This is a genomic window from Streptomyces sp. NPDC056835 (assembly GCF_042789485.1).
In the GTDB taxonomy this organism is placed as follows: domain Bacteria; phylum Actinomycetota; class Actinomycetes; order Streptomycetales; family Streptomycetaceae; genus Streptomyces.
In genome coordinates, this window is record NZ_JBHUBB010000062.1 from 1 (window position 1) to 23,930 (window position 23,930).

18 protein-coding genes are annotated in these 23,930 nt (G+C 72.7%); 14 read left to right on the top strand and 4 right to left on the bottom strand.

Features of this window, described 5'->3' with window-relative positions:
- Positions 1–237 precede the first annotated feature (237 nt).
- The 5 genes from ACFRMN_RS37705 (at position 238) to ACFRMN_RS37725 (ending at position 4,224) form a co-directional block, all read left to right on the top strand.
- The gene (locus ACFRMN_RS37705; protein WP_383028823.1) at positions 238–822 is read left to right on the top strand and encodes a phosphoesterase; all 585 of its coding nucleotides are present in this window, start codon (positions 238–240) and stop codon (positions 820–822) included.
- Entirely contained in the window at positions 819–2,378 is a 1,560-nt protein-coding gene (locus ACFRMN_RS37710) for an alkaline phosphatase D family protein (protein WP_383028826.1), read from the top strand. The genes ACFRMN_RS37705 and ACFRMN_RS37710 overlap by 4 nt, the downstream gene beginning before the upstream one ends.
- A gap of 73 nt (positions 2,379–2,451) precedes the next feature.
- Complete coding sequence (locus ACFRMN_RS37715) at positions 2,452–3,405, top strand: zinc-binding dehydrogenase (RefSeq protein ID WP_383028829.1); 954 nt, start codon at positions 2,452–2,454, stop codon at positions 3,403–3,405.
- A 49-nt stretch (positions 3,406–3,454) separates the two neighbouring features.
- On the top strand, positions 3,455–3,664 hold the full coding sequence (locus ACFRMN_RS37720; RefSeq protein ID WP_329063560.1) for a helix-turn-helix domain-containing protein: 210 nt from the start codon (positions 3,455–3,457) through the stop codon (positions 3,662–3,664).
- The gene (locus tag ACFRMN_RS37725) at positions 3,664–4,224 is read left to right on the top strand and encodes a Clp protease N-terminal domain-containing protein (protein ID WP_383028832.1); all 561 of its coding nucleotides are present in this window, start codon (positions 3,664–3,666) and stop codon (positions 4,222–4,224) included. The genes ACFRMN_RS37720 and ACFRMN_RS37725 overlap by 1 nt, the downstream gene beginning before the upstream one ends.
- A gap of 281 nt (positions 4,225–4,505) precedes the next feature.
- On the opposite strand, the gene ACFRMN_RS37730 is transcribed toward ACFRMN_RS37725, so the two are convergent.
- Both ACFRMN_RS37730 and ACFRMN_RS37735 read right to left on the bottom strand, forming a co-directional pair.
- Positions 4,506–5,450, bottom strand: a complete 945-nt coding sequence (locus tag ACFRMN_RS37730) for a helix-turn-helix transcriptional regulator (protein ID WP_383028834.1) — start codon at positions 5,448–5,450, stop codon at positions 4,506–4,508.
- A 2-nt stretch (positions 5,451–5,452) separates the two neighbouring features.
- Positions 5,453–6,355 (bottom strand): DUF4097 domain-containing protein, encoded by a 903-nt coding sequence (locus ACFRMN_RS37735; RefSeq protein WP_383028837.1) that lies wholly within the window; start codon positions 6,353–6,355, stop codon positions 5,453–5,455.
- Positions 6,356–6,514: 159 nt separating this feature from the next.
- On the opposite strand from ACFRMN_RS37735, the gene ACFRMN_RS37740 reads away from it, so the two are divergent.
- Positions 6,515–7,330: a hypothetical protein gene (locus tag ACFRMN_RS37740; RefSeq protein ID WP_383028840.1), complete on the top strand. Its 816-nt coding sequence runs from the start codon at positions 6,515–6,517 to the stop codon at positions 7,328–7,330.
- A 43-nt stretch (positions 7,331–7,373) separates the two neighbouring features.
- On the opposite strand, the gene ACFRMN_RS37745 is transcribed toward ACFRMN_RS37740, so the two are convergent.
- Positions 7,374–7,559 carry a DUF6104 family protein gene (locus tag ACFRMN_RS37745; RefSeq protein WP_007266501.1) on the bottom strand — a complete coding sequence of 62 codons (186 nt, stop codon included), beginning with the start codon at positions 7,557–7,559 and terminating at the stop codon, positions 7,374–7,376.
- A 162-nt stretch (positions 7,560–7,721) separates the two neighbouring features.
- Between ACFRMN_RS37745 and ACFRMN_RS37750 the strand changes: the two genes are divergently transcribed.
- From ACFRMN_RS37750 to fxsT, 8 genes are all read left to right on the top strand, one after another.
- Complete coding sequence (locus tag ACFRMN_RS37750; RefSeq protein WP_383028843.1) at positions 7,722–8,285, top strand: CU044_2847 family protein; 564 nt, start codon at positions 7,722–7,724, stop codon at positions 8,283–8,285.
- Positions 8,282–10,372: a trypsin-like peptidase domain-containing protein gene (locus ACFRMN_RS37755; RefSeq protein WP_383028846.1), complete on the top strand. Its 2,091-nt coding sequence runs from the start codon at positions 8,282–8,284 to the stop codon at positions 10,370–10,372. The genes ACFRMN_RS37750 and ACFRMN_RS37755 overlap by 4 nt, the downstream gene beginning before the upstream one ends.
- 106 nt (positions 10,373–10,478) lie before the next feature.
- Positions 10,479–11,594: an AAA family ATPase gene (locus ACFRMN_RS37760; protein ID WP_383028848.1), complete on the top strand. Its 1,116-nt coding sequence runs from the start codon at positions 10,479–10,481 to the stop codon at positions 11,592–11,594.
- A gap of 7 nt (positions 11,595–11,601) precedes the next feature.
- Positions 11,602–14,997, top strand: coding sequence for an SAV_2336 N-terminal domain-related protein (locus ACFRMN_RS37765; RefSeq protein ID WP_383028851.1), 3,396 nt, complete (start codon positions 11,602–11,604; stop codon positions 14,995–14,997).
- 74 nt (positions 14,998–15,071) lie between these two features.
- A complete protein-coding gene (fxsA, locus tag ACFRMN_RS37770; protein WP_383028854.1) occupies positions 15,072–15,281 on the top strand; it encodes an FxSxx-COOH cyclophane-containing RiPP peptide in 210 nt (69 codons plus the stop codon).
- A gap of 202 nt (positions 15,282–15,483) precedes the next feature.
- Positions 15,484–16,803: an FxsB family cyclophane-forming radical SAM/SPASM peptide maturase gene (locus tag ACFRMN_RS37775; protein WP_383028856.1), complete on the top strand. Its 1,320-nt coding sequence runs from the start codon at positions 15,484–15,486 to the stop codon at positions 16,801–16,803.
- Entirely contained in the window at positions 16,800–18,227 is a 1,428-nt protein-coding gene (locus ACFRMN_RS37780; RefSeq protein ID WP_383028859.1) for an aKG-HExxH-type peptide beta-hydroxylase, read from the top strand. The genes ACFRMN_RS37775 and ACFRMN_RS37780 overlap by 4 nt, the downstream gene beginning before the upstream one ends.
- 78 nt (positions 18,228–18,305) lie before the next feature.
- Positions 18,306–21,326 (top strand): FxSxx-COOH system tetratricopeptide repeat protein, encoded by a 3,021-nt coding sequence (gene fxsT, locus ACFRMN_RS37785; RefSeq protein WP_383028861.1) that lies wholly within the window; start codon positions 18,306–18,308, stop codon positions 21,324–21,326.
- 118 nt (positions 21,327–21,444) lie between these two features.
- Here the strand turns inward: fxsT and ACFRMN_RS37790 are convergent.
- A partial coding sequence (locus tag ACFRMN_RS37790; protein ID WP_383028864.1) for a multifunctional oxoglutarate decarboxylase/oxoglutarate dehydrogenase thiamine pyrophosphate-binding subunit/dihydrolipoyllysine-residue succinyltransferase subunit occupies positions 21,445–23,930 on the bottom strand: 2,486 nt, incomplete at its 5' end.

Sequence of the window (23,930 nt, forward strand, 5' to 3'; positions counted from 1 at the left end):
CGCGCGAAGCGCGGTGAGGAAAGCAGTCCGGACACGCACCTCCGGAGGCCCCGGCACCCGGCCGACGACGACGCGACCGCAACCCGCAACCCGCAACCCGCAACCCGCAACCCGCACCCCCGCCGGACGGCGCACCCCCGCCGGCAGGCGCACCCCCGCCGGACGGCGCCCCGCCGCCCCCGGTTCACGCCCGCCTGGTGTGATGCCCTGTGTCAGCTACCGACACAGGAGGCGCTTGTGAACCTGCTCGTCAATGGTGACGCCGAGCGTGGGCCCGGAGGGAGTGCGGAGCCCGTGTCCGCCGTTCAGGGATGGGTCGTACGGGAAGGCGCGCCCGCGCTCATCGGGTATGACGTCGGGAACGGCTATCCCACCCCCGCCGACCCGGGCCCCGCCCCCGCCCACCGTGGCAGCCGGTTCTTCTCCGGTGGGAACAGCCCGCGCACCGAGCTCGTCCAGGACGTCACGCTGCCCGCCGCCGGGCGGGTCGGTCGCGCCGCCGTGGACGCCGGGCGTGTGCGGTACGCCGTGTCCGGGTGGCTCGGCGGGTACGCCACGCAGGAGGACGGCGCCAGGCTGTCGGTCGAGTTCCGCGACGGCAGGGGCACACCCGTCGCCCTGTCCGTGCTCGGCCCGGTCACGGCGGCCGAACGCGGCGGCCGTACCGCGCTGGTCGAGCGGACCGCAGACGCCGCCGTGCCGCCCGGCGCACGGTCCGCGCGGGTGCTGCTCGTGTTCACCCGGGCCGGCTCCGGGGTCTCCAACGACGGTTACGCCGACGCGATATCGCTGACTCTGACGGCCTCGGGGGGACGGGCATGAAGCTGAACCGACGCGATCTGCTCAAGGCGGCCGGAGCCGCCGGAGCGCTCAATGTGGTCTGGCCGCTCAGCGCCGGGCTCTCGCCCGCGCAGGCCCGGGAGGCCGCCGAGGCGCTCGGCTCGACGTACGACGCCGCGCCGTTCACGCTCGGCGTCGGCTCGGGCGATCCGCAGCCCACGAGTGTCGTGCTGTGGACCCGCCTCGCGCCGGAGCCGTTCGCCGAGCCCGGTGAACAGCCGCTGCCGGAGGTCGTCGAGGTGCGCTGGGTCGTGGCCGAGGACCGGGCGCTGCGCCGGGTCGTCGCCCGGGGCACGGCCCCCGCGTCCGCGACGCTCGGGCACAGCGTGCACGTCCCGGTCCACGGCCTGCGTCCGGGCCGCGAGTACTGGTACGCGTTCACCGCGCTGGGCCGTACGAGCAGGCTCGGCAGGACCAGGACCGCGCCCTCGGGACGCGTGGGGAGCGTCCGGTTCGCCACGGCCAACTGCCAGAACTACCCGCAGGGTTACTACGCGGCGCTGCGCGGGATCGCCCGCGAGCGGCTGGACTTCGTCATCCATCTCGGCGACTACATCTACGAGTACGGGCCCGAGGGCGGCGATGTCGTCCGCGACAACAACGGCCCGATGATCTACACCCTCGCCGACTACCGCAAGCGTCACGCGCTCTACAAGGGCGATCCCTCGCTGCGCGAGGCGCACGCCGCCCACCCCTGGTTCCTGACCTGGGACGACCACGAGGTCGCCAACGACTACAGCGGTACGGGCGGCGGGGCGCCGTTCCTCCAGCGCCGGGCCGCCGCCTACCAGGCGTGGTACGAGCATCTGCCGCACCGCGACGCCGGTGACTCCGCCCTGCCCGACCCGGACATCCACCGGGTACGCCGCTGGGGCGATCTGCTGGAGCTGGCCGTACTGGATCTGCGGCAGTACCGCTCCGCGCAGAACCTCCCGGACGGCACGATCCTCGGTGCCGACCAGAAGGCATGGCTCAAGCGGACGGTCGACAGCGCCCCCGACTCGTGGCACATCTGGGCCAACTCGATCATGCTCAGTCAGCTGCGCGGCAGGCCCGGCGGTTCGTACATGTTCACCGATCAGTGGGACGGCTTCCTCGCCGAGCGCAAGGAAGTGCTCGAACATGTCCGTACGAGCGGCCTTGAGGACCTTGTCGTCCTCACGGGTGACTGGCACTCGGCGTTCGTCGACGACATCAGGCCGGACTACGACAACACGGAATCGCCCGTCATCGGTACGGAGTTCACGGCGCACTCGGTGACCTCCAGCGCGTACGACCCGGGGTGGAACGCGACCAACGGCCCGCTCATGGGCCGGGCCAACCCGCACCTCCAGTACTTCGAGGGGAACCGTTACGGCTACGACGTGTACGAGGTGACACCGGAGCGCTTCACCACCCATATGCGGGTGATCGAGGACCGCCGGGATCCGGTCTCGCCCGTGTCCACGCTGACGACGTTCCATGTGGACCGGGGGACGGCGGGCGCGTACGAGGACCCGGCGACCAGGAACTCGCCCGCGCAGTACCGCAGGGACTGATCCGGGGCGCGGGACGCGTGTCACACGCGCGTACGGTTCCTCCGCGTCCCGCGTCCGCTCTATCGTCAAGGTCATGTTCGCCGCCTACGCAGCCCGTATTGACCGCGACCACCCCCTCAACGGCCTTGAGCTGGGCGACCGCCCGGCGCCCGAGGTGCGCCCCGGCTGGACCACCGTCAGGGTGAAGGCCGCCTCGCTCAACCACCACGATCTGTGGTCGCTGCGCGGGGTCGGCCTGCCCGAGGGCAAGCTGCCGATGATCCTCGGCTGCGACGCCGCCGGCCTGGACCCGGACGGCAACGAGGTCGTCGTGCATTCGGTGATCGGCGGGGGCGATCACGGCGCCGAGCCCCGGTCGATCCTCACCGAGCACTACCAGGGCACGTTCGCCGAACAGGTCACCGTGCCCGTCGGGAACGTACTGCCCAAGCCGCCGGAGCTCACCTTCGAGCAGGCCGCCTGTCTGCCGACCGCCTGGCTGACCGCGTACCGCATGCTGTTCACCAACGCCGGGGTACGGCCCGGGGACTCGGTCCTCGTCCAGGGCGCGGGCGGCGGGGTCGCCACGGCGGCCATCGTGCTCGGCAGCGCCGCGGGGCTACGGGTGTACGCGACCAGCCGCGACGAGGCCAAGCGGGCGCGCGCGGTCGAACTGGGCGCGCAGGAGGCGTACGAGCCGGGCGCGCGGCTGCCGCACCGGGTGGACGCCGTCATCGAGACGGTGGGCGCCGCGACCTGGTCGCACTCCATCAAGTGCCTCCGGCGCGGCGGCACGCTGGTGATCTCGGGCGCGACGAGCGGTGACCGCCCGGCGCACGCCGAGCTGACCCGGATCTTCTTTCTGGAGCTGAGGGTCGTCGGCTCGACGATGGGGTCCAGGGACGAACTGGAGGATCTGCTCGCCTTCTGCGCGGTGAAGGGCGTACGGCCGGTGATCGACGAGGTGCTGCCGCTGGAGCGGGCGCGGGAGGGCTTCGAGCGGATGGCGGCGGGCGATCTGTTCGGCAAGGTCGTACTGACCCCCTGAGTTGTCAACGTGTGTTGACAACGCCTCCATGTCAACGTACGTTGACACCATGACCGAAGCAACGGATCTCGCCGAACGGGCGGGTGACCGCGACCCCCGGGTCGGGCTGAGGGCGGTCGCCGCGCTGCGGCGGCTGCTGGAGCAGCTCGAAGCCGTACAGGTGCGCGGCGCCCGCGATCAGGGCTGGTCGTGGCAGGAGATCGCGGACGAGCTGGGCGTCAGCCGGCAGGCCGCGCACAAGAAGCACGGGAGGCAGTGATGTTCGAACGGTTCACCAAGGGCGCCCGCGGTGTGGTCACCGGGGCCGTCGGACACTCCGAGCGCAAGGGCGCGGACACGGTCACCGACGAGCACCTTCTGCTGGCGCTCCTCGACCAGCGGGGCACCCGCGCGTCCTTCGCGCTGACCGCGCTCGGCATCACCGACCGGCGGGAGTCCCTGGAGGGCGCGTTCGAGGAGGCGCGCGGGCGGGGCGGCCTGACGAAGGCGGACGCGGACGCGCTGGCCGGGATCGGCATCGATGTGGGGGAGATCGTCTCGAAGGTCGAGGAAGCCCACGGGGAAGGCGCGATGCGGGTCGGCGAGAGGCCGAAGCGATGGTGGTCGGGGCACCGGGGATTCACCCCGGCGGCGAAGGCCACGCTGGAGAAGTCGCTGCGGATCGCGCTCGGCCGCGGCGACCGGCACATCGGCGACGAACACCTCCTGCTCGCGCTGACGGCCCGGCCGGGGCTGGTGGCGGAGGTCCTGGCGGACCACGGGGCGACGTACGCGACGGTGGAACGCGCGATGTTTGGCGGCCTGTCGCAGGCGAGCTGAAGCCCGGGCCGGTCGGTGGCGGGCGGTGAAGGGGGCGCGCAGGGGTCGTGTCCGGGACGTAGGGCGTGATTTGTGGCGCGCGGCCGCCCGTTTCCTGACTGTGGCCGGAGTCGCGACGTAAATCACGCGGTCCGGGGCGCGCACCCCGGAGCGCACCCCGGCGACAACCCGCACCCGGAAACCGGCCCCAGCCAAAGACGACCGCCCCCGGCGACGCGACAACCCGCACACAACCACCGGCCCCCGCTGAAACGCACCCCCCGGCCCCCCCGGCCCCCCCGTCACCCGTTGCGCGTGCGCAACACCTCGGCGATACGCGTCGCCGCCGCCGCCAAGTGACTTCGCGCCTCGGTCAGTTGTGCTTCCGTCACCCCGTTGTCCCGCGCCGCGTCGCGGATGTCGTCGCGGAAGCGGTCCAGCAGCCGGTCCAGGTCGCGTGCCGGGTCGCCCGTCCGCGGGGTGTCCTCCGCCCAGCCCGGATCGGGCTCCGCCTGCGGGGCCGGGGCGGGGGCCGGGGCGGGCGGCGGTTTGCGGGTGGACCATGCCGTACCGGCCAGGCCGCTCAGCTGGTCGGCCAGCTCCGACATGCCTTCGCGCAGGCCGCTCGGCCAGTCGCCCCGTACGAAGTGGTCCTGCACCTGGTCCTGGACCTGCTTCGCGATGCGCTGCACCGTCTCGCGGGTCTGCTGCGCGTCCTCGCGGGCCCGGCGGGACTCGTCCTTCGCCCGGCGGGCCTGCTCCTTCCACTCCTGCTTGGCGCGCTTGAGCTCTTCCTTGGCCGCACGCCAGGAGTCGTTGTCCCCGAAGGCCGACTCCCAGTCCGTCCGCGTGCCGCCCTTGCGGGTCTCGGAGGCCGCCGCGCGCATCTCGCTGCGCAGCCGGCCCGCCGCGCCCCGTACGTCGTCACGTATCTCCGCGGCCAGCTCGGCCACGGACTCGCGGATCTCCAGTTCCAGATCGGCCAGCTCGCCGCCTCGGCCTGCCAGTTCGGCGCGGCCCGCGTCGGTGATCGAGTAGACCTTGCGACCGCCCTCGGTGGCGTGCGTGACAAGGCCCTCGGCCTCCAGCTTGGCCAGCCGCGGGTAGACCGTGCCGGCGGACGGCGCGTACAGGCCCTGGAAGCGTTCCTCCAGGAGGCGGATCACCTCGTAGCCGTGCCGCGGCGCCTCGTCGAGGAGCTTGAGCAGATAGAGGCGGAGGCGGCCGTGGGCGAAGACCGGAGGCATGGTCAGAACTCCTTCGTGTCGGCCGGCGCCGTGCCGGCCGGGGCGGGGGCGGGCGAGTCGTACGGGGCGTCCTCCGCCGGCGGCCTTCGCAACAGCGCCACCGAGCCGGACACCGTGGTCGCCTTGAGCGTGCCGGTGCCCGCCCCCAGCGTGCCGGTGATCTTGTGCGCGCCCCACTGACCGCTGACCCGCAGATCGTCGAACGCGTTGGAGACGGCGCCGCTCGCCGTGTTCACCTCGACCCGCGCGTCCGCGGGGTGCGGCAGCCGGATCGCGATCTCGCCCGAGACCGTGGTCAGCTTGATGTCGGTGGGCGCGCCCGCCGGGTCGAGGTCCACGACCATGTCGCCGCTGACCGAGTCGGCCCGTACGGACGATCCCGTGCCCTCGACGACCGTCAGATCGCCCGAGACGGAGTGGAAGCGGAGGCCGCCGGTGACCGCCTGGGCCTCCACGCTGCCGGAGACCGTGTCGGCGCGTACCTCGCCGGACAGCCCCACGAGCGTGGTGTCGCCGGTGACGCCCCGGACGTCCGTACGCCCCCGTACCCCCGAGATCACGGCTCCCGCGCCGACCACCCCGACCTCGACCTCCGTCCCGGCGGGGACCGCGACGGAGACGACCGCGCTGCGGTGCCTGCCCTTGCGGTCCAGCCACTTGAGGAAGTCCTTCCAGGGCAGGTCCTCGTAGGCGACCGTGAGTGTGGAACCGCTTCTGGTCACGATCAGCGGGGGACCCTCGATGCGCGAGATCTCCAGATGGGCGCCGCCCTGTCCGTTCAGTACGGCCTCGTCCGTGCCGACGACGTTCACGGTCCCGTTGACCACGCGCACGCTGAGCGAGGTCACCGGGTCGTCGAAGGTGAGCTTTCTCGGCTCGGCGACTTCCCACGTCGACTCTGCCATGGTGCTGACCTCCTGAGGCCCGGCGTAACGCAACATATCGCGTCTCTTGATTGGCACGATATATCGCGGTTATCGGAAGTCAAGGCCGGGTGGCCGAACCCGCCGGGTGCCCGACGGTCACAGCGCCCATATCCGGGCAAAGTGCCCTAGCGTAAGGCTATGAACGCGACTTCCGTGGGGGCTCTGCTGCTCTGCCGGGCCGAGCCGGCGGTGGTACGGCCCGCCGCCCATCTGCTCCGCGAACGGCTGCTGCTCGCCCCGGCCGGTGCGGGCTGGACCGTGCTGGTTCCCGAGGGCAAGCCCTGGCTGCACGGCGACCACCCGGTCGACCGGGTGGTCGTGAGCTGGGCCACCGCGCTCGCCGTCGGCTCCAACTGGCCGGTTCTCGCCCTGTGGTGGGACGCGGGCCGGGCTGGCTACACCCTCGCGGCCGGCTTCCGGCGCACCGTCGGCTATGTCTGGCTCGCGGACGGCACGCCCGGCGGGGAGGACGAGGCGATGCGTACGTTCGCGGCCCGCCTCGGCCTCGATCCCGTACTGGATCTCCAGGCGCTGGAGCCGCTTACCCACCAGGACCCGGAGGCCGACTCCAGAACCAGACTCCGGGCGCTGGCCGCGTTCCTCACCCGTACCGGCCTCATGCTTCCGGCCGGTCTCACCCCGGGCGAACCGGCGGACCGGCTGCGCGAGGTCGCGCGGATCCAGCCGGGCGCCGAGCAGCTTGAATGGGCGGGCTGGCGCGACTCCGTGCGGGCCGAGCTCGATGTGGTGGAGGACGGGCCGCTGGGCCCCTGGCTCCGTGGCCCCAAGGCCCGGCTGCTCGCCACCGCCCAACTCGCGACGGGCGTACCGCTGGTCCTCTGGGCGGCCCGCCGCCGGAGCGCCGGATGGGTCTTCGCGGGAACGCTGCTCGTCACGCACGGCGTGCTGGGACTCGCGTACGACCGGTTCCGCGCCCAGGAAGCCCAGGAATGAGACCGGGGCCGTACGGGGGCCGGGTAAAGGGGCGCCGTACGGGCTATTCGTCGTCCTCGTCCTCGTCGTCCAGCCGCGCCAGCCACGTGGCGAGACGTTCGACCGGAACCTCGAAATCGGGATTGAGGTCGACAAACGTACGCAGCTGTTCGGCCAGCCACTCGAAAGTGACCTCCTCCTCGCCGCGCCGTTTCTCCAGTTCCTCGATCCCACGGTCGGTGAAGTACATGGAATCAGCCTAATGCCTGGTGAGAGGGGTGGGGGGAGCGGGAGCGAGGTCCCCGCCGGCGCCGAGAACCGACCGGGTGCGTGGCGCCGTCCTTTCCCATGACCCTCGCGCCGGCCCTCTACTGCCGTTAATCTGCGGGGAATTGGGGGAACGGGGGAAGTCATGGGTGTTGACGAGGCCAATGTCACGCGCATCGAAATGCCGGACGGCACGCCCGTATGGGCCCGGATCTCGGGGGCCGAGGAACTGCGCCGGCCCTCGGGGGGCCTGACGTACGCGGACACTGGGTTCGCCGACCAGGTACAGGCACGGGTCGAGAGTCTGCAATCCGTCGTGACCAGCGTCGCGCGGTCTCTCGCCGGGCCTCTACGCGCGGTGCGTCCCGACGAGGTGAGTGTCGAGTTCGGCATCGAGCTCACCGCCAAGTCCGGCAAGATCGTCGGACTGCTCGCGGACGGCGAGGCCAAGGGGGGCATCAAAGTCACCCTCACCTGGAACGACGGCGGTCCGCCCGCCGATCTCGCCGAGCCGCGGCCGCTGGTGCCGCCCCAGACCGCGCCGCCGCCACGGCCCACCGCGCCACCGGCCGTCCCGTCAACCGCGCCACCGGCCGCGCCGCCCACCGCGCCGCCCGCCGTCCCGCCCGCCGGTGGCACGCCCGGCGCATCCACCGGCGCACCGGCGCATCCCGGCGCGCCCACGCCCCCGGCCGGGAGCGGAGCATGATCGACGGGCTGGGCCGGGGTATGCCCGGGGCCTTCGGCGACGGCGGACTCGCCCTCCGCGACCTCGTCATGGCCGCCACCGTGCGCATCCATGGCCCGGAGGGCGGGTATGACCCTGATGGGCCAAGCGGAAGCTTCCTGGGGAGCGGCTTCTTCATCGCCCCGAGCTGGGTTCTCACATGTGCGCATGTGGCGTTGCAGGGGGAGGTGCGGGACGTGACCGTGGTCTTCGAAACCGGTCCCCGAAGCGGCGAGACGGCGGTCGCGGGGGCCGTCGTGGCGGCGCTTCCCGAGGCGCCCCCGGGCGGTGCCGGCGCGGGCTGGCCGGCTCCCGATCTCGCGCTCGTCCGGCTCAGCAGGCCCGTCGACCACGCCTGTGTGTACGTCAGTGAGCGCCCCGCGAAGTTCTTCGGCGGCGAGCAGGTGCTCTACTCGGGCTGGACGGAGGTGGGCGGCCGGCTGAAGCGGCTCAGCGGGCAGTGCGCCGTCCAGGGCACGGTCGGCGGCTGGGCCGACTCCGACGAGCAGCTGCGGCTCGGCGGGGATGTGCTGCCGCCGGGGATCTCCGGCGGGCCCGCCGTCGATCTGCGCCGCGGCGAGGTGGTCGGGGTGCTGAAGTCCCAGCTCCTCGGCGCCATGGGCGGGACCTCCATCGCCATCGACCGGCTGCGTTCGCTGCCGGTGCCCGCCGCGATGGCCGGGGCGGAGTCGGACGACGACTACCAGGCGGTGTTCCACGCCCATGACCGCTACCACTCCGACCGGCACTTCAGCCGGGTGGGCACCGGCCCCACGTGGACCGATGTGCAGAGCTCCCTCGCCACCGGCGCCGCCACCGGCGCGGACCGCGCGCTGACCCCGCAGCAGCGCGTCACGCTGCTCGGCAGGCTCGCCGAGCTGCCGCCGCCGGTCTCCACCCACAGCCTGCTCGATCTGCTCTTCCGGCTGCCCAATGTGCACTCCGTGGACCGCTATCCGGCGCCACGCAGCTGGCGGGACGGGCTCGGCGCGCTCTACGAGACCCGCGGCGGGGAGGCCGCGCTCGAACTCGTCCTGCGGTACTGCATGAGCGTCATCTCCGCCGAGCGCCCCTATGTCACGCACACCACCGCGGCGGCCGAGCAGGCGCTCTGGGACTGGGTGAAGGTGCTCGCCGACGGCCAGCTCTCGCGGGAGTTCCGCAACGAGATCACCCGGCTGTGGTCGGCCGGACGCCACCGTACGGACCGCGAGCAGCGGCGCGCGTCCCCGGCCTACGGGGAGCGGCCCCGGGAGGGCGAGCGCCCCTTCGTCCTGCTGGAGCTGGAGCCGCGCGGCTGGGAGCGGGACAGCTACGACTGGCGGGTGGGTGTCGGCCGGCACAGCGGCGAGGTGGTGCCGGTCGCCGAGGACAGCCGGGGCACCCCCGGCCACTCCCTGCGCACGCGCCTCACCGCCGGGCTGACCGAGGCGTTCCGCCGCTGCGACGAGCCGGACAGCCCCGCCATGCTCCAGGTCGCCGTCGTACAGGCGCTGCTCGGCCTGGAGGTGGACGTATGGCAGCTGTCGCCCGACGAGCCGCCGCTCGGGGTCACGCGTCCGGTGGTCGTGCGCTGTTCGGACCAGGAGCCACCGCTCTCGGAGGACGAGGCCAGGGAGCGCAGGGCGCGCTGGAACCGTACGTGGAGCGCGGCGATGCAGGCCGAGATCGTCGACTGCGAGGACGGATTGCGGGTACCCGTTCCGACGGAGGAGGAGCTGCGCTCTCTGGCGTACGAGACGGTGCCCGTGCTCTGCCGCTACGGCGACCGGCCCGACGGGGAGACGGCCGCCGGACTGGCGCGGGTGGTGCGCGGCGGCTTCCATGTCGCCCTGCTGCGGCGCGGGATGGACCGTCCCGACGCGGTCTGCGCGGACTTCCACCGGCGCGCGGTGGCCACGGTCGCGGAGGCGGGCACGGCCGACCAGTTGCCGTGGAGGATCCAGGAACTGAGACGGGGAGTGCGCGCGGGCCGTACGGAGATGTTCTGGTCGGACGGCGTAGCGCTCTTCTACGACGATCCGCACCACCCGCTGCCCGGATCCGGCCAGTTGCTGGAGGCGCCGTGAACCGCCCCGGCCATCGGCCTCTTACGGGGTCGGCGGCGGATCGCTACCGTGTGGCACGTTCGGCGGTTGCTGCCCCTGGCGGACGAGTGATGACGAGGAACACGCAATGAGTGAATCCAGCGAGTGGCTCATCTATCGAGGGGCCGGCGAGCCGCACGGAGGCATCACGCAACTGCCTCCGCCGCCTCCCTGGCGGGACTTCGCGGGCCGCGGCGACAACTCCCCGGACGGCGCGGACGGTACGGGCGACGGCAGGGACGGCGGCGACGGCTCGGCCGACCGGCGGCTCGGCGGCTACCGGCACGAGGCGGAGCTGCACCGGCCGGGCGCCGAGGAGCTCGAAATGATCAACGCGGCCCTCTACTTGAGGCGCCCGCTGCTGGTCACGGGAAGCCCCGGCGCGGGCAAGAGCACCCTGGCCCACTCCGTCGCGCACGAGCTCGGGCTCGGCCGGGTGCTGCGCTGGCCCATCGTCAGCAGGTCCGCCCTCCAGGACGGGCTGTACCACTACGACGCGATCGCCCGGCTCCAGGACGTACAGCTGGCCGCGCACAGCGCCGCGGGACCGAACGGCACGAACGGTGCGGGCGGTACGGACGGTGCGGGTGGCACGAACGGTGCGGGCGGTACGGACCGCCACGACCCGTCGGCGGACATCGGCAGCTATATCCGCCTCGGCCCGCTGGGCACCGCGCTGCTGCCCTCGGAACAGCCCCGCGTGCTGCTCATCGACGAGCTGGACAAGAGCGACATCGATCTGCCGAACGACCTCCTCAATGTGCTGGAGGAAGGGGAGTTCGGCATTCCGGAGCTGGAGCGGATCGCCGACCGGCTGCCCGACGGCGAGGCCGAGGTCCTGACCGACGACGGCGAGAAGGTGCGGATCAAGGGCGGCCGGGTGCAGTGCCGTGCCTTCCCGTTCGTCGTCCTCACCAGCAACGGCGAACGGGACTTCCCGGCGCCCCTGATGCGCCGCTGTATCCATCTGGAGCTGGGCCGCCCCGACCACCAGCGGCTCGCCACGTTCGTACGGGCACATCTCGGCGACGAGGCCGCGCGCGCCGGCGACGATCTGATCATTCACTTCCTGGAGCGCTCGCGCAGCGAACTCATCTCCACCGACCAGCTGCTGAACGCCATCTATCTCACCGACGCCGCCGCCCCGGCGGGTCGCGACCGCCTCGCCGACCTGCTCATCCAGCGACTCGACCGGCCGAGGTGATGCGCTGATGGCGGGCGGTGCGGCGGACCGTACGACGGACGACGGCCCGGCGGGCGGGCGGGTGCCGTACGACGGCGCTCTGCTGACCGCGCTCGTCGCCCGGCTGCGCGAGGCCGGTCTCGACCCCGACGCCGAACAGCTCTGCGACGCCCTCTGGCTGGCCGGACAGACCGGACGCGGCCGGACACGCCAGGGACCGGGCGAGGACGGCGAGGAGGCGGCGGACAGCGGCGAACGGGCGGCCGTCACCCGCGCGCCGGCCGTCGCGCCCGCGTTCCTCGCCGACTCCGTCCAGGAGACCGAGCCGGAGGACGGTCCTGAGCCGCGGCCGGATCCCGGCGAGGAGGACGACCGCCGGATCTCCCTCTATCCCGTACCGAGCCACGGCGGACCGCGCACGCGGCACGGGCGCGGCGCCACCGCGCTCACCCTCGGGGTGCCCGCCGCCCCCGCGCTGCCCGCCCCGCTCGAACTCCAGCGCGCGTTACGGCCACTTCAGCGCTACCGGCCCGCCGCCCCGCCGATGCGCCGTACCCTTGACGAGGTGGCGACAGTGGAACTCAGCGCCCGGGCCGGCGGGCTGATCATCCCGGTATTCCGCGGGGTCTCGCGGGGGGACGCGCTGCTCCAGTTCGTCATGGACGCCTCGTCGTCGATGCGCGTCTGGGAACGCCTCTTCGGTGAACTCCAGCAGATATTCGGGCAGTTGGGTGCCTTCCGTGATGTGCAGGTGCGCTATCTGCACCAAGGGCCCGACGGCGCGCCCGCCGTCAGCAGAAGCCCCGATCCGGCCGCCGCGCCGCTCAGCTCCGCCGACCGGCTGAGCGACCCGACCGGACGCCGCGTCACCGTCGTCGTCAGCGACTGCGCGGGCCCGCTCTGGCACAGCGGACGCGCCCACCGGCTGCTGCACCAGCTCGCCCGCCAGGCGCCCACCGCCGTACTGCAACCGCTCCCGCAGCGCATGTGGAACCGCACCCGGCTGCCCGTCACCTACGGCGTGCTGTCCCGGGGCGAGGGGCTGGGCGGCGCGGCCGTGCTGAAGGTCGGCGGCGACGCCGCCACGGCGCCCGCCGCGCGGCCGGGAGCCCTCGCGATCCCCGTACTGCCGCCGGTCGCGGGCGCGCTCGACGCCTGGGCACGGCTGCTGTCGGGCACCGGCGCCGGCCGGATCTCCGGCGCGGTCGGCTGGGTGCGCGCCGACCATCCGGCGGCCCCCGCGCCACGCCGCGGCGACCGGATGTCCTCGCTCCAGCTGGTCAGCCGGTTCCGCTCGGCCGCCTCGCCGGCCGCCGGGCAACTGGCCGTCTATCTCGCCGCGGCCCCGCTCTATCTGCCGGTGATGCAGCTGGTGCAGCGCACGATGCTGCCCGACTCGGGACCGTCCGAACTGGCCGAGGTGCTGCTCAGCGGGCTGCTCTCGCGCAGCAAGGGCGACGGCGCGGACGACGGGCAGTGGTACGAGTTCGCGCCCGGCGTCCAGGACGCGCTGCTCGGACCGCTGGGACGGGACGAGGCGCTGCTCGTGCTCAAACACTGCTCGGAGTACATCGAGCAGAGATTCGGCAGGGGCGGTCCCAACTTCCCGGCCCTGGCCCTGGCGCAGCTGGGCGACGGCAGGCCGGGCCCGTACCTCCCGCGCCGCGGTCTCGACGACGGCCCGTTCCGCGGCGAGGGCGAGACGGAGATCGAGCCGGACGGCGAGAACGGCGACGCCGGCGAGAACGGCGGGCCCGAGGGCGACGCGCGACGTGCCCCGGATCCCTTCGCCGAGGTCGCGGCCCGGGTGCTTGAGCGGTTCATGCCGCTGCCCGACCAGTTCGCGCCGTACGGCGGCGGCCAGGTCCTCGACCCGCCCACCAACGACGCGGTGGAGAGCGCCCGGGGGCTGCTGCGCCAGTTCGAGTCGGACAGCATGGTGCAGTATCTGATCGACGCCGTACAGCTGCTGCGCGGCGCCACCGAGCGCGAGGAGCCCGCGTCCGGCTCCGACCCGGAGCTGTGGGCGGAGTTCGCCCGCTGCCTGCTGCGGCTGTGGGAGGTCCAGGGCGGCGGCGGACTGCTGCGCGAGGCCGAGCGCGCCGCCGAGAAGGCCGCCGCGCACCCCCGGGCGGTACGCGAACGGGCCGTGCTCGCCAAGGTGTTGCACGCCGCGGCCGACGACCGGCGCAGGCGCGGTGACCGGCGCGGCGCCCTGGAACTGCTGCGCCGCGCCGACCGCGAGTACACCGTCGCCTGCGCGGCGCCCGGACTGGAGCCGGGCGAGGCCCTGCGGCTGACCCTGGAGCGGGTGCGCGCCCTGGAGGCGCAGTGGAGACTGGGCGGCGACAGCGCGCTGCTCCAGGGCGCGATCGGCATGCTGGAGGCGTTCGCCGACGTCTGGCCCGACCAGGAGAACCGGCCGCCCGGCCTGCCGCTGGCCCATGGCCGGACGCTGCTGCGGCTGTCCGGCGCGACCGGCGACCTCGAACAGGCCCAGGTGTACGCGGGCCAGGCGGCGCGCTCGCTGCGCAGGGCGCTCGCCCCCGGCGGCCACACCGTCGGCACGCAGGCCCGGATCCTGCTCGATCTGGTGGACGCGCTGCTGCGGTCGGGCGACGGCCTGGACGAGGCGGGCACGCTCGTCGACCAGTCGCTGGTGACCGTACGGGACGAACGGCTGCTCGCCTCGCTCAGGACCAGGGCGGGCCGGGTACGGGCCGCCCGGTACGAACGCTCCGGCGACCCGGGCGATCTGGAGGAGGCCGCGGAGTACTTCGCCCGTGCCTCACGCGGAGTCCCCCGTGACTCCCGGGCCCACGCGGATCTGCTCGCCGAATGGGGCAGGACCCTGCTGAGGCGCGCGGAACTGCCGGACGGCAGCCGGTACATCGGCGCGGCGGTACGGGTCCTGCGCGACTGCCGTACGGAAACGGTGCCCGGCATCCGGCAGGCCGACCGGCTGCTGATGCTGGGGAAGGCCCTGATGCTGCGCCATCGGCTGGGCGGCGACCGGGTGGATCTGCGGGAGGCCGAGCATCTCTTCGGGCTCGCGGCCCAGGAGGCCCGCGATCCGCTGACCGCCGCACGCTGCTGGCTGGAACTGGGCCGCTCCCACTTCGACGCGCACCGGATCCTGCACCGGCCGGCCCGGCTCGACGAGGCGGCCGAGGCGTTCCGGGACGCGGCGGACTCGGCCAGGGCGGCGGAGGCGGAGCTGGACAATCCGCGACAGCGGCTGGAAGCCGTGGTCCTGCGCGCCGAGGCCAATCACTGGCGGGGAATGACCTACGAGGAAGCCGACAGGCCCCGGGCCGCGCGCGAGGCATATCGCGCGGCGCGTACGGAGTGGGGCAAGCTGCCGGACGGCGGCGGCGACCGGGCGCGTGCGACATCGGACCGGCTGGCCGAGCTGGAGCGGTGAGGACCGGTCGCGTACGGGGTACGTGAAGGGATACGACCGGTACGACGCACGGGCACGTTCAACGGGGAGGCGTGATGGACGACTTGACGCGGACGACGGACACGGCACACACGACGGACGCGGGGACACCGGACGGCCCCGGCGGTCTGCCGGATCTGCTGGCGCTGGACCTGGAGGCGCTGCGCACCCTCGACCACCCGGTCCTCGCCGAAGTGGTGGCGGACCTGCGCGGCCGGGCCGAACAGCCCCGCGAGATGCTGTGGGGCTTCAACAACGCGTTCTGACAGCTGCCGGAGTCTGCCGGCCTGTCCGGCCGATCTTCGCGGGCCCGCGGGTGTTTTCGGCCCGGGGCCCCTTTTGAACAGGACAACCTGTCGCGCCACGCGTTTGCCCGCCCGGTCGTCCAGGGAACCAGGCTCGGTGTCCTTGGCTCTGTCCGGGCGATCCCCGGCCGGCCCGGACGCCGTACAGCATCGGGGGTGTGGAATGGCTCGACAGGCGATGCCGCGCGGGCCGACGCCCGTGGCGGCGCCGGTGGTCCGGGGGGCGTCCGCCGCCGCCCCCGTACCCGCTGCCCCCGTCCCCGTTCCAGCCCCCGTCCCCGCTCAACCGCCCATCCCCTTCGGGCAGTTCATCGTCAAGGTGCACGGCCGCTGCAACCTCGCCTGCCGCTACTGCTATCTGTACGAGGGCCCCGACCGCACCTGGCGCGAGCGGCCCGCCGCCGCCTCACCCGCCGTCCTGGACCGCACGGCGTCCCGTATCGCCGAGCACGCCGCCACGCACGCGCTGCGCGACCTCTCGCTCGTCCTGCACGGCGGTGAGCCGCTGCTCGCGGGCGCCGGCCGGCTGGCCGCCTTCGCCGGACTCGTACGCGAACGGGTACCGCGCGGCTGCACCGTCCACGCCACCGTACAGACCAACGCCACCCTGCTCACCGAGGACCGGATCGCCACCCTGGCCCGGCACGGGATACGCGTCGGCATCAGCCTCGACGGCGGTCTGGCCGCCCACAACACCCTGCGCGTCGACCACGCGGGCCGCCCCTCCTGGCCCGCGGCCTCACGCGGCGCCCGGCTGCTCGCCGAGCACCACCCCGAGGCGTACGCGGGCATCCTCACGGTCGTCGACCCGCGCACCGACCCCGTCGAGGTGTACGCGTCGCTGCTGGCACTGCGCCCGCCCGCCCTCGATCTGCTGCTCCCGCACGGCAATTGGTCCGCCCCGCCGCCCGGTCTGCCCGCCGCCGATCCCGGCGGGCCCGGCGACGCGGGCGGGCCCGGCGGGCCCGACCGGCCCACCCCGTACGGCGACTGGCTCAGCGTGGTCTTCGACCGCTGGTGGTCGGCCGGGCGCAGAGAGACCAGGATCCGGCTCTTCGAGGAGTGTCTCGCCCTGCTGCTCGGGCTGCCCGGCGCCACCGAGTCCCTTGGACTCGACCCCGTCAACGCCATCGTGATCGAGACGGACGGCGCCATCGAACAGGTCGACTCCCTGAAGTCCGCCTACCACACGGCCGCAGCCACCGGACTCGACATCTTCCGGCACACCCTCGACGACGCCACCCGCCATCCCGCGGTCGCCGCCCGCCAGTCAGGCGCCGCGTCGCTCGCCGCCGGCTGCCGCGTCTGTCCGCTGCTCACCGTCTGCGGCGGCGGCCACTACGCCCACCGGTACCGCGCGGGACACGGCTTCACCAACCCCTCCGTCTACTGCGCGGACCTCCAGCGGCTGATCCGCCATGCGGCGGCCAGGCTCACCGAAGCGACGACACCCCGGACGGCGAGTCGGGGAGGCCCCGGGTGAGCCCCGTCGTACCGGAGCCGCTGCTGCGTGAACTCGGCCGTACCGAGGGCGGATCCGAAGCCCTCGGGCTGCTCGTGCGCGACCAGCACACGCGCCGGCTCGTCCTGCTGCGGGCCCTGCTCGACGCGGCGTCCGCCGCCCCCGCGGCCGTCTGTCCGCCCGGCCGGCTCGACCGGCTGCGCCAGGACTGGGCGCTGCTGGAGGCCGCCGAGCGCGCCGACCGGGCCGCCGCGCGCTCCGTCCTGCTCCATCCGCTGGCGGGCCCCTGGGCGCAGCGTTGTCTGCGTGGCCTCACCGCCGCCGCGCCGAGCCCCGAACTCGCCGCCGATCTCGCCCACTTCAGCGCCCTCGCCGCGGCGGCGGCGATCCGCGCCGGGCTCTCCTTCGAGGCGCGCCTCACCGCCCCCGACCGGCTGCTCGTCCTGCCCACACTGGGCGCGCTCCGCACCGGCCGGAGGACGCGCACGGCGGTCGATATCGCCCAGGCGGACGGCAAGGTGACGTTACGTCGGAGAGGCGTGGGGGCGGTCACCGTACGGCTCGGCGAGGACGGCGCGCGCTCGGACGGTACGGGCTCCGGCGGCGCGCGCTCCGGCGATCCGCGCTGGCTGCCCGTGCTCACCCTCCCCGCCGTACTGCCAGGCACCGCGCCCGTACCGCTGGACGACCTCGATCCTTACCGCGCCGCGGGCAGCGGTCTCCAGCGGTTCGGGCTCTCCTCCGTCGCCGGCCTCGACCCGGGCGAACGCACGGCCTGGCGGGAGCTGTGGGCCGGGGTGGCGCCCATGCTCCGGATCGGCGGCGCGCACCGCACCGCCGAGACGGTGGCCCTGCTGCGCTGTCTGGTCCCGCTCTCCCCGCCGCCCGGCTCCACCACCGGCTCCCCGTCCCCGCGAGAAGGCGCCGCGCAGTGCAGCGGGACCCGGCGCGAGGCGTTCGGCGCGATCCTGAGCAGCAGGCCCGCCACGGCCGCCCACTTCGCGTCGACCCTCGTCCACGAACTCCAGCACACCAAACTCGCCGCGCTCGCGGCCCTCACCCCACTGCACCACGAGGACACGACACCACGGCACTTCGCGCCCTGGCGCCCCGACGCCAGGCCCTTCGACGGGCTTCTCCAGGGCGCCTACTCGCATATCGCGCTCGCCGACTACTGGCAGCGCTGCGCGCTCGGCACGGACCGCCCCTCCGCCCGCGATCTGGCCTGGGCCGAGCACGCCCGCTGCCAGGAGCAGGTCGGCGCGGTCCTGCCGGTGCTGGCGGCCTCCGGCGCGCTGACCCCGGAGGGCCGCGTGCTGGTCAACGAGATGATCTCCATGTACCACCGGCTGGCCGACACCCCTCCACCGCCCGGACATCTCGCCCGGGCGGTGGCGTACGTACGCACCGCACGCATGATCTGGCGCCAAAGGAACGCAAGTTAATGCGGCACGCACCCGGATGGATTCCGTCGGCCCGGGGGTATGTTAAAAGGGCGTATGACGAAGCAGGGAGACGGTCGAATGCCCGGAGCGCGTAAGCCAGTTGGAGCAACCGGGACGCAGGCTGTCACCATCAGTTTCGCCGGTTTCAACCGGGCCTGGGCGGCCTGGATCGGGGACCGGCTCCAGCGCCGCGGGCTCACGGTCGTCTACCAGCGGTGGGACCCGCCGGTGGAGACATCGCTGGAGGAGTCGCTACAGGATCTGCTGCTGGCGCCCGGACCCGTGCTCGTGATCCTCAGCGACTGGTACTTCCAGCTCGGCCCGCGCAGCCACGACGAGTGGAACCGCGCCCTGCGCCAGGTGGTCGCCGCCCAGCCCGACCGGTTCGCGGCCGTCACGGTCACCACGTCCGCGCTGCCCGGCGCCACCACCGTCTTCGCCGCCGCCGATCTGACCACCGTCGGTGAGTCGGAGGCGGAGCGGCGCGTGCTGGTGCGCCTGGGACTGCCCACCGACCCACTGCCCGATCTCGGCGAGGCGCGCTCCGGCCCGCGCTATCCCGCCGACACTCCCGATGTGTGGGGCGGCGTCCCCCGCCGCAATACGCGCTTCACCGGCCGCGAGACCCTGCTCAACAACGCGTACCAGGCGCTTCAGGAGGCCGGCGGCGGTGCCGGTGTGGTGACGCTGCACGGCATGTCGGGCGTGGGCAAGACCCAGCTGGCCGCCGAGTACGTGTACCGCTTCGGCGCCGAGTACGACGTGGTGTGGTGGGTTTCCGCCGACAAACGGGTCACCTGCCGGCAGAAACTGGCCGAACTCGCCCCGGCGCTGGGCCTGTCCACCGGTGTGGAGTACGGCGAGCGGCTGCGCGCCGCCCGGGACGCGCTGCGCCGCGGCGATCCGTACCGGCGCTGGCTGCTGGTCCTGGACGGGGCCGACGAACCCGACCAGATCTGGGACCTGGTGCCGACCGGGCCCGGCCATGTGCTGATCACGGCGCGCAATCCGGAGTGGGGCGAGCACAACAGCGCCCTGATGGAGGTGCCGGTCTACGACCGCGACGAGTCGGTCGCGTTCATCCGCCGCCGCGCGCCGCGCCTGACCCACGCCGACGCCGACCAGCTCGCGGAGGCGCTCGAAGACCTGCCGCTGCTGCTCGACCAGACCGCCGGCTGGCTCAACGACTCGAACATGTCGGTCGACCAGTACATCGAGTTGCTGGAGGACGGCATCGACCAGGACGTCGTGCGGATCTCCGCCGACTTCCCGCTCGCTTTCCAGACCGGCTGGTCGATACTGCTCAACCAACTCCGCGAGACCGTCCCCGAGTCGGTCGATCTGCTCCGGCTGTGTACGTTCTTCGCGCCGGGCGCCATCCCCGTACGGCTGGTGCGCGACCTGCCGGTGGACACGCTCCCGGAGAAGCTGCGCGGACTGGTGGACGATCCGGTGCGGTGGGCGCGGGCGATCAACAAGCTGCGGCAGTACGCCGTCGTACGGGCCGCGGGGGTCGGCGAGCGCGAGGTCCACGACTCGGTGCACGACGCCGGTCTCTCCGGTGTCGCGGGCGACACCCTCTACATGCACCGTATGGTCCACCAGATCGTCCACCAGGACATGCCCGAGCAGGACCACCAGGACTTCATCGACGTGGTGCGCCGGGCGCTGGTGGCGGCCGATCCCGGCCGGCCGACCGACACCCGGCTGTGGCCCCGGTACGCGGAGATCACCCCGCACCTCAAGTGGGCCGACGTCCTGAAGAGCACCGACCCGGGGATGCACGGCCTGGTCCTCAACTGCCTGCGCTACATGTACCTCTCCGGGGAGTACCGGGCGGGCATCAACCTCGGCCGGCGCGCGCTGACGGCCTGGCGGCGCCTCCTCGGCGAGACGCACCCGAGGATCTGGGATGTGAGCTACCACTACGCCAACCTGATGCGCGCGGTGGGCGACTACGCGGGCACCGAAGCCATCGAGCGCGCCGCCGTCGAGCATCTGCGCCGCGAGCGCGGCCCGAAGGACCTGGAGCATCTGCGGGCCTCCGGAGGGCTCGCCGCCGATCTGCGCGGCCTCGGCCGGTACGAGGAGGCCCTTGAGGTCTCCTCCTGGATCCTGACCTGCTACCGCGAGCTGCTGGGCGAACAGGACTCCCGTACCCTCAACGCCCAGAACAACCTGGCCGTCTCGCTGCGGCTGCTCGGCCGGTACGAGGAGTCGCTGGAACTCAACCGGCGGACGCTGGAGGCCCGTCGGCAGACGCTGCGCCTGCGGCACAACTGGACCCTCTTCTCCGAGATCAACTACGCCACAGATCTGCGCCTGCTCGGCCGCTACAACGAGGCCGAATCGCTCCAGGCGCAGAGCGTGCGTGTCCACCGGAGGGTGCTGGGCCCGGACAACCCCCAGACGCTGCGCGCCGAGCACAATCTCGCGCTCTGCCTCTACCGCTCGGGCGAACGCGGCAAGGCCGCCGTGCTGTTCACCCAGGTCCTGGAGAACTGCGAGCGGGTCCTCGGCGAACACGACCCGCTCACGATGATGTTCGCGGCCGGCCAGAGCTGCTTCGCCCGTGAGCACGGCGACATCGACCAGGCCATGGACATAAGTGACAAGGTCGTCCACGGCTATCTGGGGATGCTCGGGGAGGGCCATCCGTTCCTCGCCGGTGCCCGTGCCAACCACGCCCTGGTCCTGCGCAATGTGGGGGAGCGGGAGCAGGCGCACGCACTGATCGAGGACTCCCTCGCCGATCTGACCCGGGCCGTCGGCGAGCACCATCCCTGGACCCTGGGATGCGCCATCAACGCCTCGGCGCTGCGCAATCTGGTGGGCGACCAGGAGGGCGCCGCCGCGCTGACCGGCGACACCGTCACCCGCGCCACCGAGACGCTGGGCAGGACCCATCCGCTGACGCTCTCGGCCCGGATCGCGCACGCGGCGGATCTGCGGGCCCTGCGGGAGGGACAGCGCGCCGAGAAGACCGAGGGGGAGGCGCTGGACGATCTGGCGGCGACCCTGGGCGCGCAGCATGTCCACACCGTCGCGGCCCGGTCCCGTAACCGTCCCTACTGGGACTTCGAACCGCCGATCGTCTGACACCCGGGAAGTACGGAACAGCCGGGAAGTACGGAAAGCCGGGAAGTACGGAAAAGCCGGAGGGCCCGGCCCCGCGGAGATCGCGGGGCCGGGCCCTCCGGTACGTACGGCGGGTCCGTCAGGCGTCGAAGACCTCGTTCACCAGCTGCTGCTGCTCGGCCTGGTGGCGCTTGGCCGAGCCGACCGCCGGGGACGAGGAGTGCGGACGCGAGATACGGCGCAGCCGCTCGCCGTGCGGCACATCCGCGCCGACCGCCAGGTCCAGGTGGTCGATCAGGTTGAGCGCGATGAACGGCCAGGCACCCTGGTTCGCCGGCTCCTCCTGGGCCCACAGGTACTTCTCGGCGTTCGGGAACTTGGCGATCTCGGCCTGGAGTTCCGCACCCGGCAGCGGGTACAGGCGCTCCAGACGCAGGATCGCGGTGTCCGTCACGCCACGCTTCTGCCGCTCGGCGTCGAGGTCGTAGTAGACCTTGCCGGCGGTGAAGACGACCTTGCGCACGGCGCTCGGGTCCACGCTCGGGTCGCCGATCACCGGGCGGAAGCCGCCGGTGGTGAACTCCTCCGCCTTGGACGCCGCGGCCTTCAGACGCAGCATCGACTTCGGGGTGAAGACGACGAGCGGCTTGTGGTGCGGGTTGTGGACCTGCCAGCGCAGCAGGTGGAAGTAGTTCGACGGCAGGGTCGGCATGGCGACCGTCATGTTGTTCTGCGCGCACATCTGGAGGAAGCGCTCCGGGCGGGCGGACGAGTGGTCCGGGCCCTGGCCCTCGTAGCCGTGCGGCAGCAGCAGCGTGACGCCGGAGGTCTGGCCCCACTTCTGCTCGGCCGACGAGATGAACTCGTCCACGACGGTCTGCGCGCCATTGACGAAGTCACCGAACTGGGCCTCCCACATGACCAGCGCGTCCGGCCTGGCCAGGGAGTAGCCGTACTCGAAGCCCATCGCCGCGTACTCGCTGAGCAGCGAGTCGTAGACGTTGTAGCGGGCCTGCTCGTCGGTGAGGTACTGGAGCGGGGTGTAGTCCTCGCCCGTGCCCTGGTCGACCAGGACCGCGTGGCGCTGGCCGAACGTACCGCGGCGGGTGTCCTGCCCGGAGAGCCGGACCGGCGTGCCCTCCATCAGCAGCGAGCCGATGGCGAGGGTCTCGCCCATGCCCCAGTCGATCGTGCCGTCCTCCACCGAGGCGGCCCGGCGCTGCATCTGCGGCATCAGGCGCGGGTGGACGGTGACCGTGTCGGGGATGTTGACCTGCGACTCGGCGATCCGCTTGACGACCTCCTGGGAGACCGCGGTGGTGACGGCCACCGGGAACTCCGCCTGGGCGTCCGGGACCTGGGCCGTGGCCCGGTGCGAGGTGGCCTCGCGGACCTCCGCGAAGACCTTCTCCAGCTGGCCCTGGAAGTCCTGGAGCGCCTGCTCCGCCTCTTCCAGCGTGATGTCGCCGCGGCCGATCAGCGACTCGGTGTAGAGCTTGCGCACCGAGCGCTTCTTGTCGATCAGACGGACCATCTGCGGGTTGGTGAACTGCGGGTTGTCGCCCTCGTTGTGACCGCGGCGGCGGTAGCAGATGAGGTCGATCACGACGTCCTTGTTGAACGTCTGGCGGAACTCGAAGGCGAGCCGTCCGACGCGGACCACGGCCTCCGGGTCGTCACCGTTCACATGGATGATCGGCGCCTCGATCATGCGGGCCACGTCGGTCGCGTACATCGAGGACCGCGACGCCTCGGGCGCGGCGGTGAAGCCGACCTGGTTGTTGATCACGATATGGACCGTGCCGCCGGTGCGGTAGCCGCGCAGCTGCGACATGTTGAGCGTCTCGGCGACCACACCCTGGCCCGCGAAGGCCGCGTCGCCGTGCAGCGCGAGCGGCAGGACCGTGAAGTCCGTACCGCCCTTGTTGATGATGTCCTGCTTGGCGCGGACGACGCCCTCCAGGACCGGGTCCACCGCCTCCAGGTGCGAGGGGTTGGCGGTCAGCGAGACCTTGATCTGCTCGCCGTCCAGACCGGTGAAGGTGCCCTCGGCGCCCAGGTGGTACTTCACATCGCCGGAGCCGTGCATCGACTTCGGGTCGAGGTTGCCCTCGAACTCCCGGAAGATCTGCGCGTACGACTTGCCCACGATGTTGGCGAGGACGTTCAGCCGGCCGCGGTGGGCCATGCCGATGACGACCTCGTCGAGCCGCGACTCGGCGGCGGAGTCGATGACCGCGTCGAGCAGCGGGATGACGGACTCGCCGCCCTCCAGCGAGAACCGCTTCTGGCCGACGTACTTCGTCTGCAGGAAGGTCTCGAACGCCTCGGCGGCGTTGAGCCTGCGCAGGATCCGCAGCTGCTCCTCGCGCTCCGGCTTGGCGTGTGCGCCGCGCTCGATACGGTCCTGGATCCACTTGCGCTGCTTCGGGTCCTGGATGTGCATGAACTCGATGCCGGTGGTGCGGCAGTACGAGTCGCGCAGCACGCCCAGGATGTCGCGCAGCTTCATCATGGACTTGCCGGCGAAGCCGCCGACCGCGAACTCCCGCTCCAGGTCCCACAGCGTGAGCCCGTGCTCGGTGATGTCCAGGTCGGGGTGCTTGCGCTGGAGGTAGTCCAACG